11 protein-coding genes are annotated in these 12,333 nt (G+C 35.5%); 4 read left to right on the forward strand and 7 right to left on the reverse strand.

All coding sequences use genetic code 11. The annotated features are described in order from the left end of the window. Positions 1-57: 57 nt before the first annotated feature. From ES765_RS12625 to ettA, 3 genes are all read left to right on the forward strand, one after another. Entirely contained in the window at positions 58-1,029 is a 972-nt protein-coding gene (locus ES765_RS12625) for a Gfo/Idh/MocA family protein (RefSeq protein WP_138114685.1), read from the forward strand. A 76-nt stretch (positions 1,030-1,105) separates the two neighbouring features. Further along, positions 1,106-1,282: a CAL67264 family membrane protein gene (locus ES765_RS21760; RefSeq protein WP_089261541.1), complete on the forward strand. Its 177-nt coding sequence runs from the start codon at positions 1,106-1,108 to the stop codon at positions 1,280-1,282. 72 nt (positions 1,283-1,354) lie between these two features. After that, positions 1,355-3,046 (forward strand): energy-dependent translational throttle protein EttA, encoded by a 1,692-nt coding sequence (gene ettA / locus ES765_RS12630; protein ID WP_138114686.1) that lies wholly within the window; start codon positions 1,355-1,357, stop codon positions 3,044-3,046. A 47-nt stretch (positions 3,047-3,093) separates the two neighbouring features. Here the strand turns inward: ettA and ES765_RS12635 are convergent, their stop codons facing one another. Together ES765_RS12635 and ES765_RS12640 are read right to left on the reverse strand one after the other, a co-directional pair. After that, complete coding sequence (locus ES765_RS12635) at positions 3,094-3,915, reverse strand: MBL fold metallo-hydrolase (protein WP_138114687.1); 822 nt, start codon at positions 3,913-3,915, stop codon at positions 3,094-3,096. Positions 3,916-3,927: 12 nt separating this feature from the next. Beyond that, the gene (locus tag ES765_RS12640; protein WP_138114688.1) at positions 3,928-4,386 is read right to left on the reverse strand and encodes a GNAT family N-acetyltransferase; all 459 of its coding nucleotides are present in this window, start codon (positions 4,384-4,386) and stop codon (positions 3,928-3,930) included. 148 nt (positions 4,387-4,534) lie between these two features. On the opposite strand from ES765_RS12640, the gene ES765_RS12645 reads away from it, so the two are divergent. Beyond that, positions 4,535-5,422, forward strand: coding sequence for a hypothetical protein (locus ES765_RS12645; RefSeq protein ID WP_138114689.1), 888 nt, complete (start codon positions 4,535-4,537; stop codon positions 5,420-5,422). A gap of 70 nt (positions 5,423-5,492) precedes the next feature. On the opposite strand, the gene fumC is transcribed toward ES765_RS12645, so the two are convergent. The 5 genes from fumC to prfB form a co-directional block, all read right to left on the reverse strand. Further along, positions 5,493-6,893 (reverse strand): class II fumarate hydratase, encoded by a 1,401-nt coding sequence (gene fumC, locus ES765_RS12650; protein ID WP_138114690.1) that lies wholly within the window; start codon positions 6,891-6,893, stop codon positions 5,493-5,495. 400 nt (positions 6,894-7,293) lie between these two features. After that, positions 7,294-9,783, reverse strand: a complete 2,490-nt coding sequence (locus ES765_RS12655; RefSeq protein ID WP_138114691.1) for a TonB-dependent receptor domain-containing protein — start codon at positions 9,781-9,783, stop codon at positions 7,294-7,296. Between the two features lie 4 nt (positions 9,784-9,787). Continuing rightward, on the reverse strand, positions 9,788-10,309 hold the full coding sequence (locus ES765_RS12660; RefSeq protein WP_138114692.1) for a hypothetical protein: 522 nt from the start codon (positions 10,307-10,309) through the stop codon (positions 9,788-9,790). Between the two features lie 83 nt (positions 10,310-10,392). Further along, the gene (gene arsC / locus ES765_RS12665) at positions 10,393-10,737 is read right to left on the reverse strand and encodes an arsenate reductase (glutaredoxin) (protein WP_138114693.1); all 345 of its coding nucleotides are present in this window, start codon (positions 10,735-10,737) and stop codon (positions 10,393-10,395) included. Positions 10,738-10,820: 83 nt separating this feature from the next. After that, positions 10,821-11,922, reverse strand: a protein-coding gene (gene prfB, locus ES765_RS12670) for a peptide chain release factor 2 (RefSeq protein ID WP_138114694.1) whose coding sequence is annotated in 2 segments (ribosomal slippage) — positions 10,821-11,855 and positions 11,857-11,922 — 1,101 coding nt in all. Because the reading frame shifts where the segments join, the coding sequence is not laid out codon by codon here. Positions 11,923-12,333: the final 411 nt, after the last annotated feature.

Genomic DNA, 12,333 nt, shown 5'->3' on the forward strand with positions numbered 1-12,333 from the left:
TTGTATAAAGATAAGGAGTTAAATTTGGGTATAGTCAATGGAACAAAAACAAAAAGTATGATAAAATGGGGTATAGTAGGTGCAGGTAATATTGCGCATAGTTTTTCAAAAGATTTAGCCTTGGTGAATGGTGGTGAGTTAACTGCTGTGGCTTCTAGAGATTTCGAGAAGGCAAAGTCATTTGCTGCAGCGTATGGTGCACCAAATGCATTTGGAAGTTATGAAGCTCTATTTCAAAGTAACACTGTTGACATTATTTATATTGCCACGCCGCATACGTCACATGCAGAATTAAGTATTGCAGCTATGAAAGCTGGGATTAATGTGCTTTGTGAAAAACCAATGGGTGTAAATAAAGGCCAGGTTCAAGAAATGATACAGGTTGCGAAAGAAAACAATGTATTCTTGATGGAGGCATTATGGAGCCGGTTTAACCCGACCATAAAAAAGGTAAAAGAATTGGTGGATAATGGAACTATTGGAGATATAGGATATCTTCATGCAGACTTTGCGTTTTATGCCTTAGATCGTGATGAAAATGGCAGGATTTTGAATCCGGCACTTGCAGGAGGGTCTTTATTGGATATAGGTATCTATCCTATATTCTTATCTTATTTATTATTAGGTATGCCAAAGGATATTCAAGCATCGTCACATTTTTATAAAACAGGTGTTGAGGTTCAGACGAGTATGATTTTTGATTACGATAATGCGCAATCCATCTTATATAGCGGTCTAAATTCTAATTCAGAAATGAAAGCTCAAATAGCGGGTAGTACCGGTTCAATTTTTATTCATCCTAGATGGCATGAAGCTACTGGTTATACGCTAGAAAAAGATGGAGATTCTGTCGCCAATGAAGTAGGGAAGCTTGGTAAGGGGTACACTCATGAAATACAGGAGGTTCACGAATGTTTAAATTCAGGTAAAAAAGAAAGTAATTTATGGAGCCATCAAAATAGTCTTGATCTTATTTATATTATGGATACTGTGCGTGCTAAGACAGGAATTGTTTTTCCCTTTGAATAATAGCGGTGTTAAAATTGGACAGATGTTTTTAAATTCCCGATATTTGAAGTTCGCTTAAATTTTAATTGATTTGAAAATGAACAAGAACACAGTGCTCGCATGGGCTACTTTTATTATGATTTTTGTAGGCTTGGCTTTGATTGCCTTAGGAGCTTTCCGTTATGATGATGTTGCTGGCTGGGGTTTCGCTTCAGTGGGTATAGGTTTCTTTGCTATTGCTTGGGTTTTCAACGCACTTAAAGGCAGGGTTTAATAATACATCCAAGATGCCTAAAATGTGTTCTACAACTAGGCTTTACTATTTTCACGCTTAATACTATATTTTATGTCAGATGATAAGAAGGTAATCTTCTCCATGTCAGGGGTTACGAAAACCTATAAAAATGCCAATACACCAGTTTTAAAGAACATTTACTTAAGTTTCTTTTATGGTGCCAAGATTGGTATTTTAGGATTGAACGGGTCGGGTAAATCTACCTTGTTAAAGATTATTGCCGGAGTAGATAAAAACTTTCAGGGCGACGTAGTTTTTTCTCCGGGGTACAATGTTGGTTACTTGGAGCAAGAACCTGAATTGGATGAGAATAAAACTGTTCTTGAAATTGTAAAAGAAGGTGTTGCTGAAACTGTTGCTATTCTAGATGAATACAATAAGATAAATGATATGTTCGGACTTCCTGAAGTTTATGAGGATGCTGATAAAATGCAGAAGTTGATGGATCAGCAAGCTGTTTTGCAAGATAAAATTGACGCAGCCAATGCTTGGGAGTTAGATACCAAGTTAGAGATTGCTATGGATGCTCTTCGTACGCCAGAACCTGATAAGAAAATAGGCGTATTATCTGGTGGGGAAAGAAGAAGGGTTGCATTGTGTAGATTGTTATTGCAAGAACCTGAAATTCTTTTATTAGATGAGCCTACCAATCACTTAGATGCAGAATCTGTTCATTGGTTAGAGCATCATTTAGCTCAATATAAGGGAACCGTAATTGCAGTAACTCACGATAGATATTTCTTGGATAATGTAGCGGGATGGATTTTAGAACTAGATAGGGGAGAAGGTATACCTTGGAAGGGGAATTATTCTTCTTGGTTAGACCAAAAGTCGAAACGACTTGCGCAAGAAAATAAGACTGCCTCTAAAAGGCAAAAAACGTTAGAGCGTGAGTTGGAATGGGTTCGACAGGGAGCAAAAGGTAGACAGACCAAACAAAAGGCCAGACTTAAGAATTACGATAAGTTGATGAGTCAAGATCAAAAGCAACTTGATGAAAAATTAGAAATATATATTCCAAACGGACCACGTTTAGGTACGAATGTAATTGAGGCCAAAGGTGTTAGTAAAGCGTTTGATGATAAATTATTGTATGAGAATTTAAATTTCAAATTACCACAGGCCGGTATAGTTGGGATTATTGGTCCGAATGGTGCGGGTAAGACTACCATTTTCAAAATGATTATGGGAGAGGAAAAACCTGATAAAGGTGAATTTGAAACAGGAGAATCCGCCAAAATAGCGTACGTCGATCAAAGTCATTCAAACATTGATGCTGAGAAAACCATTTGGCAAAACTTTAGTGATGAACAAGAACTCGTTATGATGGGTGGTAGACAAGTTAATTCTCGAGCCTATTTAAGTAGATTTAATTTTACAGGTAGTGAGCAGAATAAAAAAGTAAATATGCTTTCTGGTGGTGAGCGTAACCGTTTGCATTTAGCCATGACCTTAAAGGAAGAGGGTAACGTACTTTTATTAGATGAGCCTACCAACGATTTAGATGTGAATACGTTGAGGGCTTTAGAAGAAGGTTTGGAGAACTTTGCAGGGTGTGCAGTAGTTATATCTCACGATAGATGGTTTTTAGATCGTGTTTGTACGCACATACTCGCTTTTGAAGGTAATTCAGAAGTTTATTTCTTTGAGGGTTCCTTTTCAGAATATGAGGAAAATAAAAAGAAACGACTTGGCGGTGATTTAATGCCAAAACGAATAAAGTATAAGAAACTAATTAGATAATAAAAAAGCCCGCAATTGCGGGCTTTTTTATTTGGAGCTAATAGCTATTAATAATCTTCATTTGGATACCAATCTAATTGAACTACTTCAATATCTTGATTCGCAGCATTGACCAAATTTTTAAATTTATCAACATCACTTACGTCTAGTTTACCTCTAAAATGATAGGGGTACACTTGTTTAGGTTTAAAATCTAAAACTGCAGAAGCAGCGCTTTCTTCTGTCATGGTATAAGGCAGGTTCATACAAATAAAAGCTTTGTCAATATTTTTTAACGCACGCATTTCTGGTATGTCTTCCGTATCGCCTGAGAAATAAATACGTTGGTCGTCTATATTTAAAATGTACCCATTACCACGTCCTTTTACGTGAAACATTTTGGCTTCATTTCTAAGATTGTACATAGGTATAGCTTCTATTAGAATTCCATTAAGTTCTTTACTGCCTCCATTTTCGAGTACTACAATCTTCTTGTTAAACTTTTCAGGCATTTCATCAGCTACTGCTTGTGGTACGATGAATTTTGCTTTTGAAATGTCCAATTCTTCTAATGTTTCTATATTAAAATGGTCGCCATGAATATCAGTTATTAGTATTAAATCAGGTTTTCTCTGATCTTTAAAAGCAGCTGCTCCACCGATAGGATCTATATAGATTGTGAGATTTTCCCATTCCACAATTGCTGTTGCATGTTCTATGGGAATGATTTTTATATTGAATTCCTTTATATCCATAGCTATTGGAGCATCAGGAATATTTTCACCATATTGTGGTGTTGAATCTAGTTCATTTCCTGATTTTTTATTTTCTTTACATGCAACGGCAAGTGTAACTGTTAATAGAAATACAAGCAATTTTTTCTTTTTCATAGTCTAGTATTTTTAAAGTGTCAATTCCATTTTAATATCAGACCTAAGGTAGGTTATAGTATCTTCCAATGGCACCTTTTTAAATCCAAATTTTTCATATATATGCAGAGCAGTATTTAATTTGGTACTCGAATAAAGATCAATTTTTCGCCAATTTTTATTTTTTCCAAAATCTATGGCAAAGGCCAGCATCTTCTGCCCAATGTGAAGTCCTTGGTGCGATGTATTCACGGCCATTTTGCCTAATTCAAAATGACCTTCAGCATGTTTTTGTAGGGAAAAGCATCCTACAGGCTTATTATCCCATAACCCTATAAAGATAAAACCACCCTTATTTAGAATTGAAGACTCACAATTCTCTAGTAATTCAATATCCATTGCTTCTACCTGAAAGTGTTCCTTAATCCAAGCAAGGTTTAACTCTTTAAAACAAATAGCGTGTTTTGATTCATAAGGGACAATGGAAAACATACTAGGTAGTTAAGGGATTAAACGATAAATTTAATTAACTGAAACCAGTTTTAAGGTTGATTTATTTTTATTTAACATTAAGTAATCTAAAAATTGATTATGCTCGTATATAGAATTAACAAACAGACACTTTATTAAATTTAACATTATGACTGAAACAAAAAATAACAATGGTTTAAAGGTTTTGACCGCGCTTTTAGGGGTTGTGCTTTTAGGTACTATCATTTACACCGTAAGTCTTTATCAGGATAAGAAAAAGACTGAAACCGCGCTTACTAAAGATAAGGAATTGGTAGTAGAGGATTTAAATAGCTTGAAATCAGAATATGACAAAGCTATCTTGGAGAGTAATGCCACGAATGAAGAATTGGTTAGTGCTAGAGATAATATTGCAAAATATATCGATTCTGTAAAAGCAATGAAAGCTGATATAGGTTCTTTATCAAGATTTAGAAGACAAGTTGGTGTTCTTAAAGCAGAAAGAGAGCAATTGCTAAGACAAGTTGATTCTTTGACTCGTTCAAATTCAATGATAGCAATGCAACGAGATAGTACATATGTTGAATTGGAAAAACAAACTGTTTTTAATGATTCATTAGTTGTGCAGAATACAAATTTAGCGCAAGTTGTAGAAAAGGGTTCTGCTTTGAACTTATCTAAATTTAACGTTGATGCTGTAAAAGAACGTAACAGTGGTAAATTAGTTTCTACACAACGTGCAAGAGCTACTGATAAATTCAAAATCTGTTTTACTGTTGCTGACAACGTAATTGCACAAGCTGGTGATAGAGGGTTTTATTTAGAAGTTTTAGATCCTCAAGGAAATGTTCTTGGTGGAAGTAATTCTAAGACGAATGATAACGGAGCATCTGTAACGTACAGCAAGCAGACAAATTTTTACTTTGAGAATAAATCTTTAGACGTATGTGATTATATCAATAAGCCTTCAGGTGATTTTGAGGATGGAAACTATATGGTAAACGTATATGATGACCAATTAAAATTATTAGGTACTTCTAAATTCGTTTTGAAATAAAATTCAAAAGGTATAATTTAAAAATGGCGACCAATTTGGTCGCCATTTTTTTTAACTAAGCTTTTCGGGTTTAGTTTGGTAAACTACCAACCATGTCTTCTGGTTTAACCCATTCATCATAATCTTCGGCGGTAACATACCCTAAATTGACAGCTTCTTCTTTTAGTGTAGTACCGTTTTTATGTGCAGTATTTGCAATCTCCGCAGCCTTATAATAACCGATTTTAGTATTCAATGCCGTGACCAACATCAATGAGTTATTAAGAAGTTGTTTAATGACTTCACGATTAGGCTCTATGCCAGCCGCACAGTTTTCTTCAAAACTAATACAAGCATCTCCAATCAATTGAGCTGACTGTAGAATATTGGCAGCCATTAAAGGTTTAAACACATTTAATTCATAATGACCTTGAGTGCCACCAATACTAATCGTTACATCATTGCCCATAACTTGAGCACAGACCATTGTTAGGGCCTCACATTGCGTAGGATTCACTTTGCCTGGCATAATGGAACTACCTGGCTCATTTGCTGGTATCGTGATTTCACCGATACCTGAGCGAGGGCCTGAAGCCATCATTCGAATGTCATTAGCAATTTTATTCAAAGAAACTGCTAATTGTTTCAAAGCACCGTGACTTTCGACTATCGCATCATGAGCAGCTAATGCTTCAAATTTATTCTCTGCGGTAATAAATGGTAAACCGGTAAATTCTGCAATATATTTTGCGACTAATACATCATAACCATCTGGCGTGTTCAGTCCGGTACCTACTGCAGTGCCACCAAGAGCTAGTTCGCTGAGGTGTGCTAAGGTGTTATTTAGGGCTATTAAACCATGATCTAATTGCGAGACATATCCTGAAAATTCTTGTCCCAAGGTTAGGGGAGTGGCGTCCATAAGATGTGTACGCCCTATTTTAACTACGTCTTTAAACTCTTTCACCTTTTTTTGTAATGTGTCTCTTAATTGGGAGACCCCTGGTATGGTGACCTCTACAATTTTTTTATAGGCTGCGATATGCATTCCTGTAGGGAATGTATCATTTGAAGATTGTGATTTATTGACATCATCATTTGGCTGAATTGTCTTTTCTCCCTCACCAATTATATTGCCTGCAAGTTCATGAGCTCTATTAGCGACCACTTCATTTACATTCATGTTACTTTGAGTGCCAGAACCTGTCTGCCAAATAACCAACGGAAATTGATTATCATGCTTACCTTCCAAAATTTCATCACACACTTGTGCGATTAAATCTCTCTTTTCTGCAGCCAATACACCAAGTTCACAATTGGCATATGCCGCTGACTTTTTCAAATAAGCGAATCCGTAAACGATATCTAATGGCATAGATGCTGTAGGGCCAATTTTGAAATTATTTCGAGAGCGCTCGGTTTGTGCTCCCCAGTATTTATCTTTGGGTACCTCTACATTACCCATAGTATCTTTCTCGATTCTAAACTCCATGCTATTTATATTTTAATGAATCTTAGGTTAATTAGTTTTAATAGCTTCAAAAATAAGGTATACATTTATTTTTATAGTGACAAGATTGTTGGTAATGCTAAAATTTATTTTACTGAACGTTTGCAAAAAATAATTCGATTATGGTATCTTTGTAAAATATACGTATAAAGATATGTTCGAATTTGACCAATATTTAGGATTTTTAGCTTTCTTAACCATTTTGACGATAGGTTTTTGGTTAATGATGTTTTTGTTATTATTTGTAGTCCCTTACTGGTTGGGAGGTAACATTATAGAATTGATAAAAGAAAAGCGAGACGCTAAAAAAGCAAAGCGAAATTTATAAATAAAAAAAGAAGCCATTTGGCTCCTTTTTTTATGCTTTGAATTCAAGAATTTATTATCCTTGAATTTCATCCTCACCACCATATCCGCTTCTTCCGCCTCTTTCTCGTTTTTTAGCTTCATTGAATCTGTACATAAACCCTAAGGTTATTTGCCTAACTCTCCATTGAAACTCGCTATCAGAGGTGAAGAATTCTGTTTCTGTAAAAGATCTTCTTTTTCTTGAATTGAACAAATCACTTACGTTCAATGAAATTGTGCCATTGTCCTTCATGATATCTTTGCTAAGTGCTAAATTTACTGATAAAATACCTTTAGAAATGGTTTGCGCATTTTCTGTTTGACCTCTATAAAAGGTATTGGTTTGCCATTCAATTTTAGAGGGGAGGGTAACCTTAGAACTGAATCGTGCGAACCAACTAGTGTTATCGGCGCTGTAATCAATTCCATTAAAAAAACCTTCAGATGAAAATTTAAAGAAATTGAAACTTGAATTTAATCGCAACCATTTTGCTGGATTATATATAATGCCGGCTTCAGCCCCATATCTATTTTCCGTGGATAAGTTTATTGGAATAGAGCGTATTATTTCAATCCCATCCGTAGTAGTCTGTCCTGTCGTTTCCTGTATACGCTCAAAAGAATCCGTTTCCCTTTGATAATAGATAGAGGAAGTCAATGTCAATTTATCCCATCGTTTTAAATAACCAATATCAAAAGCATTTGAAAAAGCCGGATTCAAATCTGGATTTCCTTGAAAAATATTTGTTCTACTGGATCTGGAAGGAAAAGGATTAATAAACCAACCACGAGGACGATTAATACGCCTATTGTATCCCAAGGAAATATTCTCGTTTTCGGCTAATTCATAAATAATATTTAAGGTAGGGAAGAGTCCTAAATAGTTTTTATCAAAATTAACATCTACATCTATACCTAGGGCTTCCTCCAGTTCAGCGGAGTCATATTCTGATTCCAACTGTCCTTTCAATTGGGTGTTTTCTAATCGTAAACCTAATAGCACTGAAAATTTTCCATATTTATTACCATACTGTGTGTAAAGGGCATTTACATTTTCGTTATAGGTGAATTTATTGGTTAAACTTTCATTAATAACGAATTGACCACTAGCTTGATTCAGAGAGTCTAATTGGTAATTGGTTAACTCTTCTTTAAAAGTACCCCTATAACCAGCTTCAAATTGTGCATCGCCCATAGGTAAAACATAATCAATCTGTGCCAAATATTCATTTTGGCTTTCATTCTCAAAAACATTTTCGAGTACAATTAAATCGGTATCCGGGAATGTTCTATTTTCTTCAATGATAGAAATTGTTGTTTCATCACCCTTAGAATATTGAAGATCTGCTGTTAACTTTTGACCATCATCATCCAAATTATTTATATAATTCAATGAAAATTGATAATTTTCATCATCTTGGTTTTCATTTTCCTTTCTAAAGGTTCTACTGGCTAAGGAACCGTTGTTAAAACGTTGATTGGTGTTGTCGGTAACATCTTCATCTTTTGAAGTTCGGTAGAAAACACTACCTGTTACGGAAGATTTCTCCGTAATAAAATATTCCATTCCCAAATTAGTGTTGAAACTTTTATCCAATCTATTATACTGCCTGTCTTCTAATATACGGTCAAAATTTCCAGAGGTATATGTGTTTTCAAAAAAAGCATTCCCAGGTGCATCCCTGTATCGGTATCCGGTTGTGTTGAAAATATTGTATTTATCGGTTCTTAAATTAAGATTTACATTAACACCACTATTGGCAGGATAGCCTATTGTAGTATTTATAGAACCGTTAAATCCCAATGTTTTTTCTTTTTTTAAAATGATATTCAAAATACCAGCAGTTCCTTCAGCATCATATCGTGCAGACGGACTCGTAATTACTTCTACTTTTTCAATAGCATCTGCAGGAAGTTGGCGTAATGCATCAGTTGAACCAAAACCAGCAAGCGCAGAGGGTCTTCCATTGATAAGGATACGAACATTCTCATTCCCTCTTAAACTTATGGCGCCTTCTACACCTACACTTACGGATGGAACATTGTTTAATGCGTCGCTTACGGTGGCACCGCTCGTGGTGAGGTCTTTTCCTATGTTATAGATTTTTTTGTCCAACCGAACTTCTACCGTTGTTTTCTCACCAACGACTTCTACAGCATCGAGTTCGGCAGCATCAAAGGAAAGTTTAATCGTACCTAAATCCGTGTTTTTAATAAGGGACTGTTCAGGCTTTTTTATCGTTCTATAACCAATATATTCAATACTTACATTATAGTTTCCGGGTTCAGCCTCTACGTTAAAATTACCATCAATATCAGTAATACCTCCGGTAATTTTATTAGGATCACTGACACTTTGAAGTACTAGTGTGGCATATTCTAAAGGAATATCTGTTCCCTGTTCAAGAACTTTACCAGTGATTTCAATTGGACCTTGTCCCCGGCCTCCTTCTTCCGGTCTTTGACTATACGTGAATTGAAAAGTTGATAGTAGGACTAGGAGTAAAGGGAAAAGTTTTTTCATTAATTTAGTTTTTTCGTTTCTTTCGTTTTTCTTTTTTCTTCTTTTTCTTAAGGGTTTTTGCAACACCCTCTTCTTGTAAGGCTACAAAGGCCTCGTATTTATCTAGCGGCAAACCAGCCTTCAATTCTTCATCTTGCTTTTTCGTTATTTTATCATATACCTCCCTCATTTTTTCTGGGGGGAGTTGTAATATTTGGGCCTCTATTCGCTCTTGAACATATTTTTTAAGCACAGAACTTAATACTGCTTGCTCAAAATCGTTGAGCTCAAGTGCTTTTGAAATCGAAGGCATCTCGCCATCAACCAATTGTTCAGCAGTTTTTGGTTCAGGTGCTTTAGGTGCTTCTTGAGCTTGTGGAATGGTATTTCTTTGTCTTCCGTTACCATAACCTCCTCGTCCTCTTCCGTATCCATAACCGCCACCGCCACCACCGTAACCGTACTGTGCGTAAATTTCAGAACTTCCTAATAGAATTGACAGTAGAATAAAAAACTTGATAATACTGCATTTTATTACTTTTTTCATGTGCTTTGATTATAAAATTATAGTTAGGTTTAACCGCATTTGGTTAATTATTTGTTAAGATATTTAATAGGGTATTAAACATCTTAATTAATTAGGGCAACTATTTTAGTTGCCGGCCTTCCTATCACGGCTCTATTGTCATTAACCACTATAGGTCTTTCAATTAATTTTGGATAGGCTATCATGGCCTCAATTATCTCGACATCAGATAGTGTCTGTGATTTGAACTTTTCTTTCCAAATAGACTCAGTTTTACGAACGAGATTAATAGGTTTTATATCCAAACAATTAATAACAGATGTAAGTTCCTCCTTAGTCGGAATATCTTCAAGATATTTTACTACTTCAAATTTCTTGCCAGAATTTTCAAGAATTTCAAGACCTTCTCTAGATTTTCTGCATCTAGGATTGTGGTATATTTTAATCATGTTTCTGTAAGCTATTGTGTTATTGGAATTAAATCGATTATGAAAACTATATTCTTAGCAATAAGAATAAGTTAAAATAGTGGTCATTCTTCCTCTTTCTGTCCCATCATCATCAGGAATGCTTTTAAAAACTTATCTAAATCTCCATCCATAACCGCATCGACGTTACCTGTTTCTTCACCTGTTCTTACATCTTTTACTAGCTTATAGGGATGCATAACATAGTTTCTAATTTGAGAACCCCATTCAATCTTCATTTTTGAAGATTCAATTTCTTGTCTCGCTTCCATTTTTTTGCGCAGCTCTATCTCGTACAATTGTGATTTTAGCATTTTCATTGCAGTAGCACGGTTTTCATGTTGACTTCTGCTATCTGAACATGAAATTTGAATGCCACTAGGGTGGTGCGTCAATTGCACTTTAGTTTCTACTTTATTCACATTCTGACCACCAGCGCCACTAGATCTTGCTGTGGTAATGGTAATATCAGCAGGATTGACATCAACTTCTATACTGTCATCAACTAAGGGATACACATAAACAGACACAAAAGAGGTATGTCTTTTGGCATTACTGTCAAAGGGTGAAATCCGCACTAATCGATGTACGCCATTTTCCCCTTTTAACCAACCAAAGCCAAACTCGCCATCAATTTCTAGCGTAACGGTTTTAATACCAGCCACATCTCCTTCTTGGTAATTGAGCTCCCTTATTTTATAGCCGTTCTTTTCTGCCCACATCATGTACATGCGCATGAGCATTGCAGCCCAATCACAGCTTTCTGTTCCACCGGCCCCTGCAGTTATTTGAAGTACTGCCGGCAGTTCATCGCCCTCTTCTGAAAGCATATTCTTGAATTCCATTTTCTCAAGGGTGCTCAGAGCTTTCTCGTATTGAAGTTCAACTTCCTCTTCTGAGACGTCCTCTTCTTGTAGAAATTCTAGTAATACTTCTAAATCGGCAATAAGGATTTCCGCAGCGTTATAATCATCTACCCATTGCTTTTTAGATTGGATAAATTTCATATGCGCTTGGGCTTCCTGTGGATTGTTCCAAAAATCAGGCGCCAAGGTTTTTTCTTGCTCGTTGTCTATTTCTATTAATTTGGCATCAATGTCAAAGATACCTCCTCAACGCGCCAAGGCGATCTAAAAGACCTTTGTAATGGTCTGAACTTATGTTCATATAATTCTTATTTTCCGTAAAAATAATACTCTTTTAAATACTGACAGAAGATAATTCAGTAATAACTATTATTGACTTTAGACTTTTATCAAATAGGTCGTTTTATTCCCGTCTTGGAGAATACCTAAATTCGAATATGAACATATTCTAAAAAAACCGTTGTGAATTTTGACTAGATTACTTAAAACAAGTCTCAATTCGAGTGTTTTTTTGAAATATAAAGTAAATAAAATGTATTGAGAATCGGTTTTGGCCTTAAAAAGTTTGTAATAGTTCTGCTGTAGTGTAGGCTTCCCCATAAGTAGGACAGTTAATAATTCAAATTTACTAACTTTAAATTCAAACTGTCATCATGAAAAGCAGCAAGTTTAGCGAGAGCCAGATTATTAAAGCTCTAAAGGAAAATGAACA

This window comes from Maribacter sp. ACAM166, from assembly GCF_005771495.1.
In the GTDB taxonomy this organism is placed as follows: domain Bacteria; phylum Bacteroidota; class Bacteroidia; order Flavobacteriales; family Flavobacteriaceae; genus Maribacter.

What these genes read in the sequence shown, in the direction of transcription:
- ES765_RS12625 (WP_138114685.1), top strand. Translation starts at nt 58, where the DNA reads ATGATAAAATGGGGTATAGTAGGTGCAGGTAATATTGCGCATAGTTTT.
- ES765_RS21760 (WP_089261541.1), top strand. Translation starts at nt 1,106, where the DNA reads ATGAACAAGAACACAGTGCTCGCATGGGCTACTTTTATTATGATTTTT.
- ettA (WP_138114686.1), top strand. Translation starts at nt 1,355, where the DNA reads ATGTCAGATGATAAGAAGGTAATCTTCTCCATGTCAGGGGTTACGAAA.
- ES765_RS12635 (WP_138114687.1), bottom strand. Translation starts at nt 3,915, where the DNA reads ATGAAAAAGAAAAAATTGCTTGTATTTCTATTAACAGTTACACTTGCC.
- ES765_RS12640 (WP_138114688.1), bottom strand. Translation starts at nt 4,386, where the DNA reads ATGTTTTCCATTGTCCCTTATGAATCAAAACACGCTATTTGTTTTAAA.
- ES765_RS12645 (WP_138114689.1), top strand. Translation starts at nt 4,535, where the DNA reads ATGACTGAAACAAAAAATAACAATGGTTTAAAGGTTTTGACCGCGCTT.
- fumC (WP_138114690.1), bottom strand. Translation starts at nt 6,893, where the DNA reads ATGGAGTTTAGAATCGAGAAAGATACTATGGGTAATGTAGAGGTACCC.
- ES765_RS12655 (WP_138114691.1), bottom strand. Translation starts at nt 9,783, where the DNA reads ATGAAAAAACTTTTCCCTTTACTCCTAGTCCTACTATCAACTTTTCAA.
- ES765_RS12660 (WP_138114692.1), bottom strand. Translation starts at nt 10,309, where the DNA reads ATGAAAAAAGTAATAAAATGCAGTATTATCAAGTTTTTTATTCTACTG.
- arsC (WP_138114693.1), bottom strand. Translation starts at nt 10,737, where the DNA reads ATGATTAAAATATACCACAATCCTAGATGCAGAAAATCTAGAGAAGGT.